This is a genomic window from Nostoc sp. (assembly GCF_036917635.1).
GTDB lineage: Bacteria > Cyanobacteriota > Cyanobacteriia > Cyanobacteriales > Nostocaceae > Nostoc.
Window position 1 is genome coordinate 40,177 of the sequence record NZ_JBALCW010000021.1, and the last position, 22,488, is coordinate 62,664.

20 protein-coding genes, 1 tRNA gene and 1 pseudogene are annotated in these 22,488 nt (G+C 42.0%); 5 read left to right on the forward strand and 17 right to left on the reverse strand.

Translation table 11 applies throughout. The annotated features are described in order from the left end of the window. Positions 1–75: 75 nt before the first annotated feature. The 11 genes and pseudogenes from V7K32_RS06175 to V7K32_RS06230 all read right to left on the reverse strand — a co-directional run bounded on the left by V7K32_RS06175 (position 76) and on the right by V7K32_RS06230 (position 13,344). On the reverse strand, positions 76–1,032 hold the full coding sequence (locus V7K32_RS06175) for an acyl-CoA desaturase (RefSeq protein ID WP_334991276.1): 957 nt from the start codon (positions 1,030–1,032) through the stop codon (positions 76–78). Positions 1,033–1,179: 147 nt separating this feature from the next. Continuing rightward, positions 1,180–2,415, reverse strand: a complete 1,236-nt coding sequence (locus V7K32_RS06180) for an acyl-CoA dehydrogenase family protein (protein WP_334991278.1) — start codon at positions 2,413–2,415, stop codon at positions 1,180–1,182. Between the two features lie 31 nt (positions 2,416–2,446). Then, positions 2,447–2,707, reverse strand: a complete 261-nt coding sequence (locus V7K32_RS06185) for an acyl carrier protein (RefSeq protein ID WP_334991280.1) — start codon at positions 2,705–2,707, stop codon at positions 2,447–2,449. Positions 2,708–2,732: 25 nt separating this feature from the next. Next, the gene (locus V7K32_RS06190) at positions 2,733–3,692 is read right to left on the reverse strand and encodes an acyl-CoA desaturase (RefSeq protein ID WP_334991282.1); all 960 of its coding nucleotides are present in this window, start codon (positions 3,690–3,692) and stop codon (positions 2,733–2,735) included. A 32-nt stretch (positions 3,693–3,724) separates the two neighbouring features. Next, positions 3,725–5,269, reverse strand: a complete 1,545-nt coding sequence (locus V7K32_RS06195; protein WP_334991482.1) for an acyl-CoA dehydrogenase family protein — start codon at positions 5,267–5,269, stop codon at positions 3,725–3,727. 231 nt (positions 5,270–5,500) lie between these two features. Next, positions 5,501–7,569 (reverse strand): annotated as a pseudogene (locus V7K32_RS06200) (fatty acyl-AMP ligase). A 64-nt stretch (positions 7,570–7,633) separates the two neighbouring features. Then, positions 7,634–8,998 (reverse strand): aminotransferase class I/II-fold pyridoxal phosphate-dependent enzyme, encoded by a 1,365-nt coding sequence (locus tag V7K32_RS06210; RefSeq protein ID WP_334991286.1) that lies wholly within the window; start codon positions 8,996–8,998, stop codon positions 7,634–7,636. Positions 8,999–10,113: 1,115 nt separating this feature from the next. Continuing rightward, positions 10,114–10,998, reverse strand: a complete 885-nt coding sequence (gene prmC / locus V7K32_RS06215) for a peptide chain release factor N(5)-glutamine methyltransferase (RefSeq protein WP_334991288.1) — start codon at positions 10,996–10,998, stop codon at positions 10,114–10,116. A gap of 25 nt (positions 10,999–11,023) precedes the next feature. Beyond that, positions 11,024–11,830 (reverse strand): Tic22 family protein, encoded by an 807-nt coding sequence (locus V7K32_RS06220; RefSeq protein ID WP_334991290.1) that lies wholly within the window; start codon positions 11,828–11,830, stop codon positions 11,024–11,026. 590 nt (positions 11,831–12,420) lie between these two features. Further along, a tRNA-Pro gene (locus tag V7K32_RS06225) sits at positions 12,421–12,494 on the reverse strand. Positions 12,495–12,792: 298 nt separating this feature from the next. After that, positions 12,793–13,344, reverse strand: a complete 552-nt coding sequence (locus tag V7K32_RS06230) for a GNAT family N-acetyltransferase (protein WP_334991292.1) — start codon at positions 13,342–13,344, stop codon at positions 12,793–12,795. 647 nt (positions 13,345–13,991) lie between these two features. Between V7K32_RS06230 and V7K32_RS06235 the strand changes: the two genes are divergently transcribed. Together V7K32_RS06235 and V7K32_RS06240 are read left to right on the forward strand one after the other, a co-directional pair. After that, positions 13,992–14,711 carry a hypothetical protein gene (locus tag V7K32_RS06235; RefSeq protein WP_334991294.1) on the forward strand — a complete coding sequence of 240 codons (720 nt, stop codon included), beginning with the start codon at positions 13,992–13,994 and terminating at the stop codon, positions 14,709–14,711. A gap of 264 nt (positions 14,712–14,975) precedes the next feature. Beyond that, positions 14,976–15,893: an alpha/beta fold hydrolase gene (locus V7K32_RS06240; RefSeq protein WP_334991295.1), complete on the forward strand. Its 918-nt coding sequence runs from the start codon at positions 14,976–14,978 to the stop codon at positions 15,891–15,893. Between the two features lie 70 nt (positions 15,894–15,963). Here V7K32_RS06240 and tsaD read toward each other — a convergent pair whose 3' ends face one another. Beyond that, entirely contained in the window at positions 15,964–17,013 is a 1,050-nt protein-coding gene (tsaD, locus tag V7K32_RS06245) for a tRNA (adenosine(37)-N6)-threonylcarbamoyltransferase complex transferase subunit TsaD (protein ID WP_334991296.1), read from the reverse strand. A 361-nt stretch (positions 17,014–17,374) separates the two neighbouring features. Between tsaD and V7K32_RS06250 the strand changes: the two genes are divergently transcribed. From V7K32_RS06250 to V7K32_RS06260, 3 genes are all read left to right on the forward strand, one after another. After that, positions 17,375–17,872 (forward strand): Photosystem I reaction center subunit III, encoded by a 498-nt coding sequence (locus V7K32_RS06250; RefSeq protein ID WP_334991298.1) that lies wholly within the window; start codon positions 17,375–17,377, stop codon positions 17,870–17,872. 39 nt (positions 17,873–17,911) lie between these two features. After that, a complete protein-coding gene (locus tag V7K32_RS06255) occupies positions 17,912–18,046 on the forward strand; it encodes a Photosystem I reaction center subunit IX (protein ID WP_334991300.1) in 135 nt (44 codons plus the stop codon). 241 nt (positions 18,047–18,287) lie between these two features. After that, positions 18,288–18,809 carry a photosystem I reaction center protein subunit XI gene (locus V7K32_RS06260; RefSeq protein ID WP_334879443.1) on the forward strand — a complete coding sequence of 174 codons (522 nt, stop codon included), beginning with the start codon at positions 18,288–18,290 and terminating at the stop codon, positions 18,807–18,809. 71 nt (positions 18,810–18,880) lie between these two features. Here the strand turns inward: V7K32_RS06260 and gmk are convergent, their stop codons facing one another. From gmk to pyrF, 5 genes are all read right to left on the reverse strand, one after another. Then, complete coding sequence (gmk, locus tag V7K32_RS06265) at positions 18,881–19,480, reverse strand: guanylate kinase (protein ID WP_334991484.1); 600 nt, start codon at positions 19,478–19,480, stop codon at positions 18,881–18,883. A gap of 268 nt (positions 19,481–19,748) precedes the next feature. Continuing rightward, entirely contained in the window at positions 19,749–20,015 is a 267-nt protein-coding gene (remA, locus tag V7K32_RS06270; protein WP_100899850.1) for an extracellular matrix/biofilm regulator RemA, read from the reverse strand. Positions 20,016–20,232: 217 nt separating this feature from the next. Beyond that, a complete protein-coding gene (locus tag V7K32_RS06275) occupies positions 20,233–20,682 on the reverse strand; it encodes a DUF29 domain-containing protein (RefSeq protein WP_334991302.1) in 450 nt (149 codons plus the stop codon). A 244-nt stretch (positions 20,683–20,926) separates the two neighbouring features. Further along, a complete protein-coding gene (locus tag V7K32_RS06280; RefSeq protein ID WP_334991304.1) occupies positions 20,927–21,643 on the reverse strand; it encodes a hypothetical protein in 717 nt (238 codons plus the stop codon). Positions 21,644–21,753: 110 nt separating this feature from the next. Next, the gene (pyrF, locus tag V7K32_RS06285) at positions 21,754–22,482 is read right to left on the reverse strand and encodes an orotidine-5'-phosphate decarboxylase (RefSeq protein WP_334991306.1); all 729 of its coding nucleotides are present in this window, start codon (positions 22,480–22,482) and stop codon (positions 21,754–21,756) included. Between the last annotated feature and the right edge of the window lie 6 nt (positions 22,483–22,488).

The window sequence follows — 22,488 nt, forward strand, 5'->3', positions numbered from 1 at the left end:
CATTAATTGCCCCTACATTTCGTACTTGATGTGTAAGTCTTAAATCTTATACATCCTCCAAAATTTAGACCAAAATCAGCTAGCAGTTTTTTTCGCTCCAATCATTCCTAGCGTGGGAAATTTAACATCCCAAGCTAAACCCAATACTTCCAGAGTGCGGATTAACCAGTACCCTAAATCAACTTGCCACCATTGCAACCCAAACTTTGCTGAGTTAGGAAAAGCATGATGATTGTTATGCCATCCTTCTCCTCCTGTAGGAATTGCCAGCCAAACATTATTAGTACTCTGTTCACTAGTATTGAAAGGGTGGCTACCATACAGATGAACAATGGAGTTAAGACACCAAGTTAAATGATGCACTACAAAAATTCGCACAAGCCCTCCCCACAAAAATCCTTGCCCTACACCTATCCAAGTACCTGATAAAAGTCCTCCTAGAATAGCTGGAATCAAAAGACCTAAAAAAACAAAAATTAGGTATTGTTGATTGACTTTTTTTATCAGAGGGTCTTGCAGCAAATCCTTCGCAAACACTGTAGTATTTGTGATTTCGCCGTTAAGTATCCAGCCAACATGGCTATGCCATATTCCGTTTAAACTTCCCCAAAATCCTCCTTGGTGAAGGTTGGGTGAATGAGTATCTCCTATTTGGTCGCTGTATTGATGATGCCGTCTATGATTGCTCACCCAATTAATAACAGGGCCTTGAGCCGCCATAGAACCCAAGATAGCCAAAGCAACTCGAACAGATGGGTGGGTCTTAAAAGCACAGTGACATAAAAGCCGATGATTACCTACAGTCACCCCCCCAATCATAGTGAGAAACCAGAAAACCAAAAGCAATTCTAATTCCATGAGATTAATTCCAAAATCCCAAGCGAATTTGATCGCTATCAGTGTCCCGATCAAAGGAATTATGATTGTGGCTATAGCAAAACGCCTTTGTACTTGTTGTAAGTAATCATTTTGGATTATTATCTTTGTTGTTTTACTTAAAGTCGCCACATGACTTTGATTATCTAATTGCATTTAGATTCTACATCCTTCAAGTATTCACTACAGGACTTACGCAAAAGCTCTCTCAAACTCTTATTCCTCTGTGTTCTCTGCGTCCTCTGCGGTTCGTTTTGTGGTCATTTTGCGTAAGTCTTACCTATTAACTTCCTACCATTCAGCTTAGGTATAAATGGTGAAGGGTGGGATTTGTTCGTTGAGTACCCAGTCACCAACTTCGTGGACTTTGTAAACAACAGGATCGTGCAGAGTATGAGTACGGACATTGCGCCAGAAGCGATCAAAGCGATATTTTGTCGCAGCAGAACGAGCTCCCATCACTTCAAAAATCTTGCTTGTCACTTCTAATGCCACTCGTGTAGTCAACACTTTGGCAGTGCTAATAATAACAGCAGTTTCACCGCGTTCGGTGGCTGTCAAGTCTTCTCCCTTTTCCCAGGCAGATTGGAAGACCGAGTTGACATAATCAACATGGCTGATGGTTGAAATCAAACTCACCCAGAGATTACCGTATTGCTCAATAATATAAGGATCTTTAGCTGCCGTGTGGGCAGGTGAAAAAATCCAGGGACGAGTTCCAGATAATGTATATTGCTTGCCTTCCTCAAAGGCGCCTAGTGCAATTCCCAGATAGAAATTGACAAAGACGGACTGGAAAGCAGGAGTTACCAATGAGGCAAACGAGCTAAGCGCATCTTTAGAGTTAGGATTGCCCAGAATCTCATCTCGGTGAATCAAGACATTATTAAAACTGACACTACCGCTATCAGTTTGTCGCTGTCCAATGTAATCCCAATCGTCATTGAGAACCACTCCTTCTCGATGGGTGGGAACAATGGCAACGGGAAGATTCTCCACAGCTTCTCGATGCTTGGCAACAATGCTAACGGGAAGATTCTCTACATATCCTCGCGCTGCTGTCACTACAATAATGTCGGAGCCAGTACTGCCTGTGGCAAAGTTTTTAGTACCATTGAGCCGGAAATTTTTTCCATCTGCTGTTAGCACCAATTTAGGATCTCGCGGATTAACAGCATCACCCCAAAACCAGTTGTTACGAGTAGTTTCGCTGTAGAATCGGGCTTTTTGTTCGGGAGTACCATTTAGTTCAGGGATGACAGAATTGACATAGTGGTATCCCAAAAGTTGACCAAGGGAGCCATCCGCTTTGGCAATTTCTCGTACAACTTTCAGGGCTGTAACCCAACTTTGACCAAATCCACCATATTGTTCTGGGATCAGGAGTTTAAGCAGACCACTTTGGCGCAGACGATTTAGTTCGGCAGTCGGACTACCACCTTTGGCATCCCGTTCGAGCGCTGTTTTAGCAAACTCCTTTCCTAATGACGCAGCTAGAGCAATGTAGTCTTTTGTTTCTTGCAAGGTAGATAAAACCATTTCCAGCATCTCCATAAAATTCAAACTAAAACTATTCGTTTAAATGTTGTGCAAGAGATGCGATCGTCGGGTAATCCCAAACTAGCCTTAGCTCTAGCTCTTTTCCTAGCCAATCTGCTAAATCTCCGGTTAAAACCACCGCTACCGATGAATCTAAACCATAACGGGCAAAAGTGGTTTCTACATTTACTTGTTCGGGTTCGATTTCTAGCAAATCTGCTAGATAAGAAATCAACCATTCTTTGATTTCTGTAGTAGATACTTTCAAAGATTCAGTTTTTTGAGAAAGCATAGATCCTCCAAAATTTAGACTAAAATCAGCTAGCAGTTTTTTTCGCTTCAATCATTCCTAGCGTGGGAAATTTAACATCCCAAGCTAAACCCAATACTTCCAGAGTGCGGATTAACCAGTACCCTAAATCAACTTGCCACCATTGCAACCCAAACTTTGCTGAGTTAGGAAAAGCATGATGATTGTTATGCCATCCTTCTCCTCCTGTAGGAATTGCCAGCCAAACATTATTAGTACTCTGTTCACTAGTATTGAAAGGGTGGCTACCATACAGATGAACAATGGAGTTAAGACACCAAGTTAAATGATGCACTACAAAAATTCGCACAAGCCCTCCCCACAAAAATCCTTGCCCTACACCTATCCAAGTACCTGATAAAAGTCCTCCTAGAATAGCTGGAATCAAAAGACCTAAAAAAACAAAAATTAGGTATTGTTGATTGACTTTTTTTATCAGAGGGTCTTGCAGCAAATCCTTCGCAAACACTGTAGTATTTGTGATTTCGCCGTTAAGTATCCAGCCAACATGGCTATGCCATATTCCGTTTAAACTTCCCCAAAATCCTCCTTGGTGAAGGTTGGGTGAATGAGTATCTCCTATTTGGTCGCTGTATTGATGATGCCGTCTATGATTGCTCACCCAATTAATAACAGGGCCTTGAGCCGCCATAGAACCCAAGATAGCCAAAGCAACTCGAACAGATGGGTGGGTCTTAAAAGCACAGTGACATAAAAGCCGATGATTACCTACAGTCACCCCCCCAATCATAGTGAGAAACCAGAAAACCAAAAGCAATGCTAATTCCATGAGATTAATTCCAAAATCCCAAGCGAATTTGAGCGCTATCAGTGTCCCGATCAAAGGAATGATAATAGTGGCGGCAGCAAACCGCTTTTGGACTGTTTGTAAGTAATCATTTTTGATTGTGATTTTTGTTTCTTTAGTTGAAGTCAACAAAGAAAGATTTTGATTATTTAACTGCATGAGCTTTTACATCCTCATTCAATCCTTTAAAATTAGGCTTTTTTACAGAGATATTCATCCAGTTCATTTTCTTCTCCAGCTAAACCTTGCTCAATATCACCAATTTTTTCTGCATACTGATTAATCAGACTTTCCACCTGATTAATGTCTAGTAAAGTCTGGTCATAGATATTTGCTGTAAGAGCATTAGCTATCTTTGCCTGAAAATATTGTTGACCCCACTTTTCGACACGTTGTAATTCATCTGTCGGTTCAGTTTGATATGACTTTTGTATGCAAGCAAGCACAAATGCCCATGCAGCTACGTCGCCCAATTTTTGGGATAATATTTTACTTAATTTCTTATTACTGTTCCCAGATAGGTTTTTATTTTTGAGGTAAGAAACACAAGATTCAGCCGTATGTTGCAATTGTTCACTGATTTGTGTCGCTCCCAGAAACTCATTAAGAGATGAACAGACTTGAGGTGTTTGGTATAAAGCTAATAAACCCAAGTGCATCTGTAAAGTTTCAGTTGGCCCCTCAAAAATCCGAAATAAACGAGCATCCCGTAAGATTTGCGGGGCAATATTAGATTCGATATAACCCCGTCCACCTAGTAGCTGAACCAGATTATCTGCTGCTTGCCACATTAATTCGGGGGCGATAATTTTAGCGACAAGATAAGCTTCTAAAGGAACAGGTTTTTCTTCATCTAGGGATGTTGCAATGTTTTTTACCAAGCACTCAACTGCACCAATTGCTGCTGTTAAATCACTCAGACGTTGTAAAGTAATCTGTTGATTTATTAGCCGTTCTATACCAATTGAGCGACGGGTAGCATAACGAAGCATGAGTTGGGCGCAGTGTTTCATTCCTCCAATACAGGTGGCACAAATTCCCAATCTCGCTAGTTGCATTGCGTCCTGGGCTACTTCAAAACCCGAACCAATTTCGCCTAAAATATTTTCATGATTGACTTTTACCTGCTCAAGGTGAATAGTATTCTGAACCATACCTCGCATTCCCATCGTCAGAGCTTCAATACCTTGCCTCAATCCTTGAGCATTTTCGGGAATGGTAAATGCTGTGATTCCCAAAGATTCGCCTTGTTCATCTACAACATGAGCAAAAATATTGATCGCGTTTGACCAAGATGCAGAACCGCTCCAAATTTTGGTACCGCTAAGTAACCAGCCACCACTTCCATCTGGATGGGCTTCAGCCTTGATTCCTCTAGGATTAGCTCCCGCAGATGGTTCGGTAATAGCAAAGGCTGCTAAATCTCTCCCTTGGGCTAAATTTTTGAGATAGGTTTCTTTAATCTCAGGTGTACCATACTTAAGAATTGGGTAGATTCCGAGAAAATTGTTTACACCAACAAATGAAGCTAAGTTGAGATCAATAGCTGCAAGTTGTTCCATCACTTGCAACATATCACTGTAACTTAAGCCAAGACCCCCGGATGCTTGAGGAACAATCATTCCCAACAAGCCTTTTTTGCCAAAGTCTAGAACGACATGAGGAGTTATACACCGTCGCTCGTCCATAAGTCTAGAATTGATTCGTCTTTGGGCATAGTCACGTAACCAATGGATGACTTGCTCTGCACGTTGACGACTTAAACTTTCTAACCCACATTCCGCACTTCAAAATGTATTATCTATCTTTTCAATAAAAATTCCTAATAATGTTCAAATTATTAAGTATTAATATTGAATACCATTGGCGATTTATGTTGTTGATTTAACCATTTTTTTCCACCTATGGGAAATCTACGCATATTACACGATGAAGTGCGGAAAGTCGGTTCTAAAGACTGACTTTGACTATTGAACTGCATTAGCTTTTGCGCCCTCCTGAATATTTGCTTTTTGCGAATCAGGATTACCTTGCTGCACTTTTACTAAGAGTGAGTTGACATCAACTTCCAACTTTTGAAACTGGGCTTGATGCTGAAGAGTTCCACTACAGTCCGCCATCACATTCAAACTGCCATCTAGAAACCCACGCCGACAGGCATGACGCTGAATTTTCCCGCTAGATGTCTTGGGAATACTCCCAGGTTTAATTAAAACTGTGGCATACACTTGTAAACCGTGATCGTTGATTACTGCTTCAGTGATATTGCCGACGACTTCTTGAATATCCAACCGTCTTAAATAGGTTCGTTCTACCTCTTGAACAACAACTAATCGCTGTTGTCCCTTCTGATCTACAGTGAAAGCTGCTCCACAATGCGATCGCAATCCTGGATGACTCTTTTGAACTGTTAACTCAATATCCTGGGGATAATGATTTTGTCCTCGGATGATAATCACATCTTTTAGTCGTCCGGTGACAAACAATTCGCCATCTTGCAAAAATCCCAAGTCCCCCGTGCAAAGAAATGGGCCTTCTCCTGTATCCGCCAGATAACCTTGAAAGGTTTCGGCAGTTTGCTCTGGTTGGTTCCAATAGCCAGCAGCCACAGAAGAACCTGATACCCAAATCTCCCCCACCTTGCCAGGAGGACACTGAGTTAAAGATTCGCGATCGACAATGGCGATTTTCTCATCTAACCAGGTACGACCACAGCCGACAATTGTTTTAGTCCCTTCCCCAGATTCAGCAGCCACTACCCGATTTTCCTCAAGGGCTGCTGCTTCAACTTGGTACAGAATCGGCGAAGCTGTTTTTAAACCTCCAGAAACGAATAAAGTTGCTTCAGCCATCCCGTAACAGGGGTAAAATGCTTCTCGACGGAAACCACAAGGAGCGAAATAGTTAGCAAATAGCTCCATTGTCTCAGCACGGACTGGTTCGGCTCCATTGAAAGCGACTTCCCAACTGCTTAAATCAAGACTAGAAAGCTGTTCAGGAGTAATCTTGCGAACGCACAAATCGTAAGCAAAATCTGGCCCGCCGCTAGTAGTGGCTTTGTAACGAGAAATAGCTTGCAACCAGGAAAAAGGCTTTTGCAGGAAAGCAACTGGTGACATCAAAATAGACGGGATACCCAAATATAGAGGCTGCAAAACGTTCCCAATCAGTCCCATATCGTGGAATAAGGGCAACCAACCGACAAAAATTGTTTTATCTGTATGTCCGAAACCCATTCTGATGGATCTCTGGTTGCACAGTAAATTTCCATGAGTGATTGTCACTCCCTTCGGCGTTCCCGTAGAGCCGGAAGTGTATTGCAGAAATGCCAGAGTATCTCTCTCTAGTCTTGGTTTTTGCCAATCGGAACTGAGATTGCTGTCAATGCAATCAGTGTTTAACCCGACTTTCCGCACTTCATCGTGTAATATGCGTAGATTTCCCATAGGTGGAAAAAAATGGTTAAATCAACAACATAAATCGCCAATGGTATTCAATATTAATACTTAATAATTTGAACATTATTAGGAATTTTTATTGAAAAGATAGATAATACATTTTGAAGTGCGGAATGTGGGTTTAACCAGCGCATAGTTGCCAATTCTGGATTTTCGACCGTTAACAAGGATTTTGTGGTCAAGACTACCTTGGCTTGGGCACCTTTAGCGATCGCCTGCAACCTGAGCAAGTTCATATTGGCTCGCGGTGGATAAGCGGGAACTGCTACAAGACCCGCATATAAACAGCCAAAGAAGGCGCTAATGAACTCTAGACCTGGTGGATATAACAGCAAAGCGCGTAGGCGTAGCCCGTCGTAGACATCGCCAGGAGATACTAGAGACTGAAGATGGGTAGCGATCGCTCGCGCTTGCAGGTCTAATTCTCCATAAGTCAGGCTGTTTTCTTCAGTTTCTCCATCTTTGAGAAATATATAAGCCCTTTGCTGTGGCTGATTTTTAGCTCTGTAGCTGAGTAATTCTATTAAATTTGAAAATTTGTCAAGAGGGTTTTGGAGATCAGCCAAACAAATAGTCATAAGCCAATTTCACAGTTTACACAGTAACTTGATGTGTATGGATGGGTTTGTCAGCTAGAGGCATTTATCGGATGATGCCTAATTCACGATCCAACTTTTGGAAAACGTCAATAAATGTATCTAAATCTTCATGTGTATGAGTTGCCATGACACTGATTCGCAGTCTTTGGGCATTGAGGGGAACAGCAGGGTACTCGACCGAATTCACAAAGATGCCTTCTTGGTGAAATCTCCAGGCAAGAGTGCGAATTTCGACTTCAGATGGGATTCTCACTGGTATAATTGCGGAGTCGCTGCTGGCTTGGAATCCTGCCGCTTGCAGTTGCTGCAATAAGTAAGTGCTATTGGCTCGAAGTTGACTAACACGCTCCGGCTCCCGCTCAATGATATCTAGACCTGCCAAGATAGCCGCAACAACAGGAGCAGGCAAAGATGCCGAGAACATATAAGACCGAGCAAAGAAGCGCAGATACTCGATTACCTCACGACTGGCAGCGATGAAGCCGCCTGTAACACCCAATGCCTTACTGAAAGTCCCCATCGTGACATCAATCCGACCTTTCAGACCAAAGTGTTCATCAGTGCCACCGCCCTTTTTACCCATAACACCAGTGCCGTGTGCATCATCCACGACAAGAATAGCCCCGTAATGGTCGCAAAGTTCACGAATTGCTGGCAGTGCAGCTAAATCGCCATCCATCGAATATACGCCTTCAATAGCCACATAGATTAATCGATTTGATGCTCCTCCAACTTGCTTGCATTTGATCAGACGCTGTTCGAGGTCATCACAATCGTTATGCTTGAAGCTAAAAGCGCGAACCCCAGAACCCATAGAGACAAGCTTAATGGCATCATATAGACTGGCATGGCTTAACTCGTCGCAGATCAAAACATCATCATCACGTAACAGACCATTGACCCACCCTAACTGTGCCTGAAATCCACTGGCAAAAAGGAGAGCATCTTCTGCGCCTTTGAACTGGGCTATACGGGCTTCAAGTTGGCGATGGAGGCTACTCATGCCATTAAGTAGAGGTGGCCCACCCATGCCAACACCAAATTCTTCAATAGCTCGTTTTGCTGCTTCTCGAATATAAGGATGGGTGGTCAATCCCAGGTAGTTATTTGATCCGAACATCAGCATTGACCTGATTTCACCAGTGAGCGGATCTTTAATCAGAGTTCGATTTTCAATCGGCCCAACAACCTCACGAGGAAAATAGGTCAGCATACAGGCATTGGAACCTATGGAGGCATTTGGTGTATGCAACCAATTAGAGCAAGGTTTCACGCGCTCTGCTAAAGATGAACCAATCGTTGGGAAAAAATCTTTGAAGGAAAAATTCTCAGCATGGCTGCTGGTATCCGGTGCAGCCCATATATTCCTAACATCTTCTGGGAATTTATTAGTCTGTTTACTTAACATTGTGAACTCTAACCTACATTTATGTCTCTGTTTTTAGCAAGGCAAATTAACCGCTTAAATCTTTTAAGCAATAGACCTCTTGCGTGAATCAAATTATGAAATGTCTAAACACATATAGCGTTTCTCGAACCTTGTGAGGTACAAGAACCTTAGCCCCCTCGAAGATCGGGGACTATGATGTACCTAATCTAATTAGGAAACCCTATAAGTTTTTTTATATTTTCCGATTATGCGTTTTCCTTAATAGTCAATCACGCGCTAACTCACTACAAACCTTGAATTATTTACGCCGCTCTAATTAGTGTTATTTTGATTTGGATGATTAACAAAAAACACTGTCAATTACTTTCTATGTATAGCAATATTATTGAAAGTATGAGAATCGTAAAACCAGAGAAAACAAACCTTTTCTCAGCTTTTATAAAGTATTTAAGATTACTGTGTAATATTAATTTAACGAGGAGTACCAGTTGGCCAATATTCTACCCAATTTTCAACTTTAAACATAATTTTAACTGGAAGACAAGGCATATAAATAGAAATGCTCTTTTCTAATGAAAGATTAACCACCAAAAACCAAAAGTGCTTCCTCTACTCTAAAACTACCAATATCTAAATATTTTTAGATGTCTGGGAAATTTGGATTAAGGTAAATTTTTAATCTGAGATTAAAGCTATCATTGTTTTTTTTTGTTGTCAATGAACAAAAGCTAAATAAAATCAGTTAAATAAAGCGTTTAGATAAAAATATATAGGTAGATATAGATACATAATCTGGCTAGATATATATCACAAACACATAATTAGTTGTGACAAGTTGCCGATTGTTTGTGCTAACCTAAAAAATAGCTAATAGTGAAGATATGTCAATAACTGTACGTCCGCTCATTTTAAGATGTCAAGAGAAATTAGTGCCTTGAGGGAAAAGGAATAGAGGTATTTTCTAACCCAATTGCATTACACTTTAGTAATCAAGGTAGTCTAAGAAGCAGATGATTGATGCGGGTTTGGCTATGGGGTAAACCGTGGAAATAAATTCTCTTGCAATTGTGATATTCCAGTGATATTGGAATGGCTAAAAGAGATGGAGATAGCCAAATTGAGCAATGGAAACCCTAACTTCTATAAGCTAGGGCAAAGCGTTCAATTCCAGCTAAATCAGCGTGAATTTGAATATTGCAATAGCTCCCTTGATTTTGTAAAAGTTCTCGCACTGTATCTGCCTGTCCAGCCATCATCTCAATTAGCCACACGCCACCAGGTTGCAAATAACTAGGGGAGATTTCTATTAAATGGCGAATGCAATCTAAGCCATCACTACCACCATCCAAAGCTAGATGTGGTTCATGGTTAACTACTTCTGGTTGCAGAGTAGGTAAGGTACTGGTGGGGATGTAAGGGGGATTTGACACCATACCACTGAACTGACCTTTTAAGAATGCCAGTGGCTCCCACCAGGAACCTTGATAAAATTTAATTCTGTCAGCAAAACCTAAATTATGGGCGTTGGTTTGGGCGATCGCCAGAGCTTCTAAACTGTAATCAACAGCATGAATTGTTGCTGGTAAGATATCTGCTAGTCCCAGTGCGATCGCTCCACTCCCAGTACCTAAATCAGCCCAGTGTCCTGAAGCATTACTGGCAGATGCTAAAGCTAAATCAATTAAGAATTCTGTCTCAGGTCTGGGAATCAAAACCGCACTTGAGACTGCAATTTTAAAGTTACGCCAAGGTGTAACTCCGGCAATATACTGCACTGGTAAGCGGTCATTTAATCGCCTCTGCCACAAACGCTCTAACTCTTCTAGAGGCAATTGCAGCTGAATTTTAGGCCAGTTTTTAAAAGACTCCAAACGCAGTGCCAAGCGATCTAACCCAGCAACTTCTAAGAGCAGCCAATCTACCTCGGCATGTGGTACATCAGTGGCTCCTGCTGCTTGTTGAGCAGTATTGCGCCACTGCCAAAGTTGTAAACCAGATATTAGATGTTTTTCCCCCATGCCTCAACCTTAGATTGCATAACCGTTATTTTTTCGGAGTGGTTCTGGCAGCAGGAGATTGATTCGGTGCAAGCGAGCGAATAAAATTGATCGACTCCCGCGATGGATAGAGAACAATTTTATTTATACTAGGGTCGGTACTACTATTGAGAGCCTCCATAACACCGTACAAATCCACTACCTGAATTTCAGTGTTGTCTGCTTCCTTTGGCACGGCTTTTTTGAATTCGTCTAACAAAGCTGTTGCTTGCTCTTTCTCAAAAAAGAAAGGGATATACCGCTCTTTGCCGTTGGCAAGAGGAATCGTCAAATAGCTATTATCTTTCTTAAATTTGGGTACAAATAAGGGAATACCATTAAATTGCTCTCCTTTTTTACCATTTTGATTCAGCATACTTGTTGCCGAAGCTACCTGTGCTTGCGTCGGTACTAAAGTATAAATTACAGAGTCTGATTTCTTTTTGCTTTCTTGGACTATTTTATAATAGTCTGCCAAGGACAAAGGTCTAACCTCTAGGGTGCTTGCCAACTGGGGGTTTTCTTTTTTGAGCCGATTGTCAAGGAATTTTTGAGCATCTTGCTTGCTAATAAAAAATCCCACTTGCGAAATTGGCTTGGATGCGTTGTTCCTCGAAAGTACTACAAATTCGCCTTTAGGATTGGTTAGCGTGAATACAGGTACTTCTTGGAGCTTTTTCACTACCTGATCTTGTGGCAATGCGATCGCCTCTTGATTGCTTATTCCTGGTAGATTACCTATTCCTGAAAGCCCTGTTAAAAATACAGTGCCAGCTATACCCAATGTTGCGCCTAAGCGAATAAATGATTTCATGATTGCTCCTCGCATTAATAGTCCAATTAATTAAACAAATGGTTGGATGTTGCACAGCACCAACTAGTTTTAGTTATATAGCAATCTATTTCAATTGTGAAAAATTCATTGTGCGCGTTGAGGTTGAGTGTTAAGCGTCAACGGTCAAAATCCAATGTTCCGCAACTATTTAGGGTTGCTATAGTAGCCTTTTGAAAAATCTACTGTGCTAAGGTTGTGTTTTTCTCGATTTCGTTTTGTTATTCACCACGAAATGCTGTAGATGCCTATTATATGTCTTCTGAGACAGTCAAAAATCTCTCTGTCTCTCGACCTTGGAGTTGATAAATGCCATTTTATCTGGCTTTCTCTAATATCGAGTGACGCTATTACTTAATCAATCGTTCCATCGCGCTTGCTTTAATATCTTCTTAAATCTATACAAGGCTTAGTGCCAGGAATATCTTACTGCTTAAAACTGGAATTTGCCTGTTAGGCTTCAACACTATAACAGGCAATTTGTTTTTATCGGAAAAAATTTACAATTTAATTGCACGTTTTAGCAATATAACTCTAGTCAATCACCTTAGCCGTTAAATCTATTACTTAAATCGGGATGACAGGATTTGAACCTGCGGCATCCTGCTCCCAAAGCAGGCGCGCTACCAAGCTGCGCTACATCCCGTTTCGACTTATTTGCTTTTTGTGGTTTGGTTTTATCCCATCAAAGCGATCGCGCTTTACCAAAAGCATTAAGGTAAGTATATCACATCAGACCGCTTATGCCTAATCTTTTTTATCCATTGCCAAAGACAAGATAGATTACATTTTCACACTGATAAAGGTTTTTTGCCGACTTAGTTTACAAGATATATACTTGCGCCTTCGTCGGCTGAAAAAAAAGCAAAACCACATCAAAATCATAGATTTTCGCTATTATACCTGATTTTTTTGTGTAAATCGGGTTTGATTTTGATTAAGCGCTAGTGAGGATACCAGAACATGCCTTTAATGCCTTCCGGATCAGCCATAAACCCCATAGTTCGGTAGAAATCTACAACATGGGGGTCAGCGAAGAGAGTGACATTACTAATTTCTTCACTCCTAAGTTTTTTGAGAACGTATTTCATCAGTGCCTTGCCCAGTCCTTGACTTTGAAAGTCTGGGTGAACCACGACATCCCAAATAGTGGCATTAAACGCGTGATCTGAGGTAGCACGGGCAAAACCAATGAGCCGCTTTTGGTTTCCTCTCACCTGCCACATTGAGGCAACAAGAAAACTATGCTCAATAGCCTTTTTAACTTTTCTTAGAGGACGACGCGACCAACCAACTGCATCACAGAGTTCTTCTAGCTCATAAAGGTCAATGTCTCGCTCCGTACTGAAGACGATACGAGTCTCCTTTGAAGATGCTTCGCCAATGCTGCTGGGGTTCGAGTTGCCCGCAGCATCGGCTCTATATTCTTCAAAGGGGTTTGTCCTACTAGGTGCTACAGATTCAGGAGTACTAAACCAAGTTTTCCAAAAACCCATGCCAACGTGGTTCGGGTAGTATAACTGAATTGGTTTCCACTCTTAGGAGTGTTGATTCACGTCTAACATAGCTAGCCCATTTACTACCTTTTACACTCAAATTTTTTCGGTTGTTTTCGGGATTTGCAATGGTAACAGCCAATTAGGGCGTGTTTCACACCAATCATTTTCAACTTTAGCATTTTGTTGTAGAGGCTAGGAGAAATTCACCAAAAGGGTAAGGATATAAATACAGCAGTTTTCTTTTGCATGAAGTACTGCGGGTTTTGAGGCAGGAGGCAGGAGGCGGAAACTTTTTATATATCTATATCATCTGATGCGTGAGTTTTGCATTTTGTACCTCACTTAAAAAGCAAACTGCTGTAATTCAAAATTCAAAATGGAAAAACCTAATCCTGGCAATTGCTCCTATAGAGCTTAAATGCACGTTAGCTTAGGAGTGAATTATATATATAAGAAGATATTTGAGAAAATTCTTCCCCAGTCTCTAGTAGTCTGTCAAGAACTAATTGACGGATAAATTAAGAGTAGAGACGGCGATAAATCGCGTCTCTCTAACGGTCAAAATGAATTTGACAGACTACTACTCTCCAACATTTAGCCCCTAGTCCCCAAGTGATGAAAGCAAGCGAGTCTTACCCTTAACAATGGCTTCTGGTTTAAAATCTTCGACACTGGAACTCCTAAAACGCTTTAACCGAGCGTTTCCTCAGTTTTATGAGCAATTCGTCAGCAGTGAGATTCAACTGCAAAATTTGCGGTTAGCATACCGTCTCTATAAAACTAGACGCGCTGTTATTGAGCTAAAACCTGAAGGTAGCAAAAGTGCCTTGCATTTTGCTTACCGCAACCAGTCTTTTCTTCTCAGCGATATTTTTGGTGTACTAGCAGCTTATGGGTTGACTATTCACGGTCTGAGTCTATACGGTCAGATCCGTCCGCCAATGTTAGTTTTTATCAAACTGTTGGTATCTCGGGGTAGTAAAGCCTTGACCGAGAAAACCGCAGAAAATGTCTGTCGTGCGATTCGTGAAGCTTTAGGAGGTCGCTTTGAGGTAGAAGAGATGCTGGCAGTAGAATTCAATCTTGACACTGGCTTAGAGCAGGTACAAACTGAGTTCTATGTCGATCCGGTCTTTCATCTTCCTGCTTTAATGATTGAAGCCGATAATCAACCAGGATTATTCTACAAAGTGATGTACGCCATTTGGCAGGAAGACCTGCTGGTAGTCAATGCAAATTTACTGGTTTGGCGCGGACGTACACGGCTAATCCTGTACTTGTTGGGGCCTAATGAAAGTCTTATTCCTGAATATCTGGGTCACAAAATTGCTGACGGGGTGCGACATAGGTTGCTGGATAAATGAAAAAGTTAGGAGTTAGGAGTTAGGAGTTAGGAGTTAGGAGTTTGGAGTTAGGAGTTAGGAGTTTGGAGTTTGGAGTTTGGAGTTTGGAGTTTGGAGTTAGGAGTTAGGAGTTAGGAGTTTGGAGTTTGGAGTTAGGAGTTAGGAGTTTGGAGTTTGGAGTTAATAATTAACAACTCCTGTAGAGACGCGATTAATGACGTCTCTACTCCTAATTTTTCGCACTCCGTATTTAGTCGCATCCGCCCTTCGGGGTACGATATAAGTATGGCAACTATCGAAATCTTGGGCGTTCCTCACGCATACGAGCTAACGGCTCCCACTTCCTGCCCCCATGCTTTAGTATTTATCCACGGTTGGCTCAATAGCCGTGGATATTGGCAACCTGTGATTTCCCGCCTATCAGATGATTTGCAGTGCCTTTCCTATGATTTGCGGGGTTTTGGTGAATCCCAGTCTCAGGTAAAAACCGATTTTAGTCGGGCAGAAACGTCTTTGAGCCTGATGCCCATCTCCAGTAGTGCGCTTGGCTCAACTATCGATTCTCTTTATACTCCTGCTGCGTATGCTCAGGATTTAGGAATTCTCCTGAAACAGCTTAATATTAACAGTGCTTGGCTGATTGGTCACTCTTTGGGTGGCACGATCGCTCTTTGGGGAGCAGATCAAATACCTGAGTGTGTTAAAGGAGTGATCTGTATCAACGCTGGCGGTGGTATTTACCTCAAAGAAGCCTTTGAGCAGTTTCGCTCGGCGGGTCAGAAATTTTTGCAAGTCCGCCCGCGCTGGCTGTCCCAAGTACCTTTGATTGATTTGCTGTTTACCAGAGCCAGTGTGGCACATCCTTTGGGACGCCATTGGGCCCGTCAGAGGTTGATTGATTTCGTTGTGGCTGACCCAGAAGCGGCTCTGGGTAGTCTGTTAGACTCCACAACCGAAGAGGAAATCAATCGTTTACCTGAATTAGTATCCCAATTGAAGCAGCCAGTTTATTTTTTGGCTGGTGCGGAAGATAAGGTTATGGAACCTAAGTATGTGCGCCATTTAGCTAGCTTTCACAGACTGTTCCAATATTGTGGTGACAATGTTCTGGAAATTCCTGATTGCGGACACCTGGCTATGTTGGAACAGCCAGATGCAGTGGCTGATCACATCCGGTCAATAGTCAATAGTTATAGGGCATAGGGGATTGTGCATGGGGCATGGGGCATTGGAGCAAGCAGAAAGTTCTTCTCTCTTGACAAATGACAAATGACTACTCAATAGTTTGATACAACTTCATGACCTGGGTAAGGGCTAACCTAGACTCAACGCCTAGTGTGAGGGGGGATGTATGACCACGAGATAGATGTTCGGCGGCGGCAGTGCCGATCATGGCGGCGTTATCGGTACAGAATTTTAGAGGTGGGAATAGGACGCGTAGGTTATGTTCAATGGCGGCGGCTTGGAGGTTTTTTCTTAAGCCGCTATTAGCTGCTACACCGCCACCAATTGCAATTGTGTCTAGATCATAGTCTAAGGCACAGGCGATCGCTCTTTTGGTTAGCGATCGCGCGACGGTTTCCTGAAAGCTAGCTGCTACATCTGCCACTGGCACTTTTCCACCATCTTTTTCTAACTGCTGCACTAAACGCAATACAGCCGTTTTTAACCCACTAAAACTCGCATCATAACGATGGAACCCTCCACCAGGTAAAGAAACTTTTCCTTCTGGTAGAGCAAAGGCTTGGGGATTTCCCTGTTGTGCCAACTTGTCAATTATTGGGCCACCCGGATAACCCAGCTTTAACAATCGCGCTACTTTATCAAAAGCTTCACCCGCAGCATCATCACGAGTTTGTCCGAGCGTTTCATAGATACCACAATCTTTGACATAAATCAAGCTTGTATGTCCGCCAGAAACTAATAAACTCAAGAAAGGGGGATTTAAACTTGGTTCGCTCAAATAAGTTGCGTAAATGTGACCTTCGAGGTGATGAACTCCCAAAAATGGTTTGTTGTGTACCATCGCTAGAGTTTTGGCAGCAGTTAACCCCACCAACAGCGCTCCTACGAGTCCAGGGGCAGAAGTGGCAGCAATTGCGTCAATTTTCTCCCAGTCTAGCTGGGCTTGCTCTAAGGCTTGAGCGATCGCAACATTTATCGTTTCCAAGTGTTCACGAGACGCTACTTCCGGCACTACCCCGCCATACTGCTGATGGACTGAAATTTGCGAGGCTACAATACTGCTGTAAACTTTACGATTGTTAACAATTGCGACTGCTGTTTCATCACAACTGGTTTCTATTGCTAAAACGGTTGTCATTGGGAGTGGGGAGTAGGGAGTGGGGAGTAGGGAGTTATGAGTCCTGAGTTTTGAGTAGCACAAACAAAATCTTGCTTGTTTACTACCGTACAATCAAAATTCTTATACTCAGCACTCCATAACTACCCTACTACAACAATTATTATCCTCAGCACTCCCCATTCCCAACTCCCCGTTGCCCATTCCCCACTCCCCACTCGTCACTCATCTTGGTTGAGAAGCTTTAACTTTTATTTACTTAAACTTTACTCGGTTCCCACCCAAGAGTATGATGACTTCCTAGTTATGCAAATAAACACTGTACAAGCCGCTTCGTTTTGTACATAAAACTTTTTGTTTTGTAGTAAAAGGAAACAACTGTATGCGACGATTGTTTGCTTTGATTTTAGCGATTTGTCTTTGCTTCAATTTTGCCTCCCCAGCAAAAGCTTTAGGGGCTAATTTGACACCGTGCAAGGATAATCCCGCTTTTCAACAGCTAGCAGCTAATGCCCGTAACACCACTGCTGACCCCGAATCTGGGAGAAAGCGGTTTGAGCGTTATTCTCAGGCGCTATGCGGACCAGAGGGTTACCCTCACTTGATTGTTGATGGTAGTCTAAATCATGCTGGTGACTTTTTGATACCCAGTATTCTGTTTCTATATATTGCTGGTTGGATTGGCTGGGTAGGTCGTGCCTACCTACAAGCGAACAAGAAACAAGGCGGCGACGTGGAATTGAGAGAAGCAATCATTGAAGTTCCTTTGGCACTGCCAATTATGCTCTCAGGCTTTGCTTGGCCTGTATCAGCCATAAAAGAATTTCTCTCTGGCGAATTAACAGCTAAAGATACAGAAATTCCGATTTCGCCACGCTAACCCTTACCACAACTTTTGATTTATTTGGGAGAATGATTCATGCAGCAGAAATACTTGGTTAAGTATCTATCCTTGGGGCCAGTTTTGCTTTTTGTCAATTTGTCATTGACAGCCGTTATATTGATTTTATTTAATTACTGGTTTCCTGACCTACTTTTCCACCCACTACCATAAGTTGAAGACAGAATTTAAAAATTTGTTAGCCGTTAGTTGGCAATTAACTAGTAACTACTAACTAAACTACTAACAAATTAATTCTTTGAAACTCGCGATCCTGAAACCAGCTTGCGAGTTTCAAAGTTTTGACAGCAGCTAAATTAATTTTTCTAAACTTATTACGCAAAAAACATCTTTAGCGACAATTATTATTAATATAAAAATGCCACCATTTTAAATTTAGAGGCGAACATAAAATATGGCACAAGCAGTAGATGCATCAAAGAATCTTCCCAGCGATCCCAGAAATCGGGAAGTTGTTTTTCCCGCATTCCGCGATCCGCAGAAGGGTAATCTAGAAACCCCGATTAATGGTTCTCCCTTGAGCAAGTGGTTCATTAATAACTTGCCAGCTTATCGCCCAGGACTAGCTCCTGCCAGACGCGGTTTAGAAGTTGGCATGGCTCATGGTTACTGGATATTTGGCCCCTTTGCCAAATTGGGCCCACTAAGAGATACAGCTAATGCAAACTTAGCTGGTTTACTGGCAACCTTTGGTTTGATTGTTCTTTTTACGGCGGGACTATCCCTCTATGCGAATAGCAATCCACCCAAAGCCCTTGGTAGTGTTACAGTACCAAATCCTCCAGTAGATGCTTTTAACTCTAAAGAAAGCTGGAACAACTTTGCCAGTTCTTTCTTAATTGGTGGTATTGGTGGTGCAGTAGTTGCTTACTTTTTGACTAGCAATCTGGGAGTAATTCAAGGTTTATTTGGTTAATTTAGAAATTAGGAGTTAGGAGTTAGGAGTTAGGAGTTTAAATTCCTAACTTCTAACTCTTAACTCTTAACTTATTTAAACAAAACCGTTTCAATGTTATTTAAAGCAGTTTCAAAATCGTCATTAACGATTTGAGTATCAAATTCATCTGCGGCTTGAATTTCTTCTTGGGCGCGGACTAGACGACGGGCGATCGCTTCTTCAGAATCTTGGGCGCGATCGCGTATCCGTTTCTCTAATTCATCAAAAGAAGGCGGTAAAATAAAAATGCTGAAGGCACTGGGGAAGGAAGCACGAATTTGTCTTGCTCCTTTTAGCTCAATTTCTAGCACCACCAACTTGCCCAAATGGATTTGGTTAAGTACAGCTTCACGGGGAGTGCCATAATAGTTTCCAGCAAATTCTGCCCATTCCAAAAATCCACCTTCAGCAAGTAATTGTTCAAACTTACTGCGGCTGATAAAGTAATAATCTTTGCCATCGATTTCTCCCGGACGGGGAGAACGAGTCGTCACTGATACGGAATAATACAATTCTGGATGACGTTTTAGGAGCGATCGCATTAAAGTGCCTTTACCGACCCCGCTAGGGCCAGTTAAGACAATCAACCTGCCTAAATGTAAGCGTTCTTCGGTAGTAGCAATACTCTGGATGGGTAAAACTGGCATCATCCCCTCAATCTGTGAATCAATCAATAGATATTATTCATTAGTCTTGTGTTTTTGGCCAAGTCCACTAGTACCGCTTTGGGTAATTCGTAATTCGTAATTCGTAATTCGTAATTCGTAAAGGTTTTAGACATTTCAAATGGGTGGGTTATTTCCGCAGCGCTGTACTAGTGACTAAAGATTTTGTAGCAAGGGTGACAGAAAACATATCTAATTCACATAGTACTGCTGATGTGGTGCAAATAGAAGTGAGATTGTTATCCACTCCTAATCAATTATCTACAGTTTGATGCTCGCGGGAAATCACAAAGCGATTCGCTACCGTTTCCGGCTGAATCGCCGACAGAATTACGTGGCTGGAATCGGTGATAATTACAGCCCTAGTCCGCCGACCGTAAGTTGCATCAATTAGTTGACCTCTGTCCCGTGCATCGGTAATAATCCGCTTAATCGGGGCAGACTCTGGACTGACAATGGCAACTACTCGATTGGCAGACACGATGTTACCAAAACCGATATTGATTAACTGAATCTCCATAAAAAAATGACGCCAAACGCGGTTTGAAAAGCTTAAAGTAAACTTATTTACATGTTATCGCCAAAAAACAGGAGTCACAACGATTAAATTCAAGCCAGCCTTCGTTTTTAAATAATGTCTGCTTTTTTTTCGCTATTTATCGGCTATTTTTCCTCAAAATCTTCCTAAAGACATAGGCGTAATCCCACTGTTACAGCTAGTTGGGTGATGTATCTTATCAATAAATAAATGGTGGTAAATAATCCACATCTAAAATTTGCTCAATGCTATAAGGGCAAGCTTGGGGAAAACAATTCAATCCACTTTTCTTTTTTGCTTGTCGTAGCGCATCAATGTAGACTTCTTTAAGCACCGTGAGCAGATAGTTGTAGAGGTTTTTAGATTTGGTTAATTTCCTGAGTTCCACCCGAAAATTATCAATTTCCACTTCCCAATGATTTTTACATTCAGGAAGACTCCAATGTTGATACAAAAGCAGATGTTTGAGAAGTTGCAGTAGATAACTTTCGAGCTTGTGTTTCTGTTCATTACCCAATCTTTCAATTTCCTCAATCAAATGATCCCAATCAAGATGCTCTAAATCTCGTTCTTGTAATTGTTTCAACGTAGTTTCTAACCACAAATGATAATCCTGTTCATAAATAATTTGAGTGAGTAGTTTAGACATTATTTAATATTCTCCTAATTGACGAAGATTTGGAATTAGGTTTTAGCCCCAAATCCAATGTAAGAGACGAAGAAAAGCAACGTCTCTACATACTTAAAATCAATACCAAAAATCCTTAAGTAAGTGGGCGGAAATAATCATCACTGGCTCGTAGTTGCGCTAAAGCGCAAGAGGGCGCAACTACGAGCCAAATACAGAGATTTTACTTTTCGTTACATAGTTTGGTTTTATCTTGCCTACCTACTTAACCCAAGCCTATTGATTTATGGGGTTCTTTCCCCTGCTCCCTGCTCCCTGCCCCTTTTCCTGTTCTTTGACGTACACTTCCAGCTTGACAATCGCGTAACCAAGTTTTAACTCCTTGGGCAACAGTGCCGTTACTACTATCGCGTGGCGGAGATACTGGCTGCTGTGCTGAATAGGAACCAATTTGAGAAAACATCATTACTAAACGCCAACCGGTTTTAGTTTTAGTCAACAATAGCCAGTGGAATTCCTGCAATTCTACTGCTTTCTTTCCGATGTACTGCCGCTCTAAGGTAGTAAAGAAAACTTGCTCAACTCCTGATGCAGAAATTTTAGAAGCGTCTGCACTATATTCTTCAAGGTTAAGGGGCAGAGGAGTAAACTCAGGTCTTCCTGCCACTAGCATATAAGTGTAAATATCACTGCTTCTTTTGAGGCGGCGGGCGCGTTGACTAGCACGATTAGTATAACTAGGTAAATCTTGTAGAAGCTGTATACTTAATGTTTCTAAATTTTGCTCAGAACATAAAGACTTTACCCCACCGTTGACATTTTCTTTTTCTGCTAGCGCAGAGGGTTTTTGTATGTTGTTTATCGAGAACGCTGGTAAAGCTTGGCTATTTGATAGTAAAACCCAGAAGCCACAAGCTAAAAGCCAACTATAATTTTTCTTTTTGAGCGAAGAGGTAAGATTGTTCTGCCGTACACCCTGCACCCTATCCCTTAACCCCCTTAAAAAGCTGGCTCTTAGGGTTCCCCCCTTTTTAAGGGGGGTTAGGGGGGATCTAGGTTTGAGGTTTTCAGTGTGTAAGTCCTGTCTTAGCTTCATGCCACCGTGGTTAACTCCTCAGAAATCCTCTTCCAGGCTAACTGCGGCTCAGTAGCAGTAGTAATGGGACGCCCAATCACGAGATAATCTGCACCAGCAATAATTGCTTGGGCTGGAGTGAGCGATCGCTTTTGATCGCCAATATCAGCCCAAGTTGGTCTAACCCCCGGACAAACTAGCAAAAAGTCATCTCCACAAGTTTGCCGTAGTTGTGCCGCTTCTTGGGGTGAACAAACTGCCCCATCTAATCCCGCCTCTTGAGCTAGCAATGCCATTTCTAGGGCGTATTCTGGTAACTCTAGAGGAATCTTTAAATCAAACGCCAATTGTCTAGCAGAAATACTCGTTAATAAAGTAATTGCTATTAATTTAGGCGGTTTTACACCTGCTTGGGCTGCCCCTTCTTGTGCCGCTTCTGTTGCAGCTTTTAGACCTTCATTACCACATGATGCATGAATTGTCAATAAATCTACCCCATATTTAGCTGCACTCCGACTTGCACCAGCGACTGTGTTCGGGATATCGTGAAACTTTAAATCTAGGAAGATGCGCTTTTCTTTGGACTTTAGCACTTCTAGAATTTTCGGGCCGGTGCTAGTAAACAACTCTAAGCCGACTTTCCACCAAACCACTTGCGGGAGTTGATTTATAAGAGCGATCGCACTTTGTTCATCCGCCACATCCAAAGGCACTATAATTCGTTGTGCCTGTTCACTATTCCCCATTCCCTA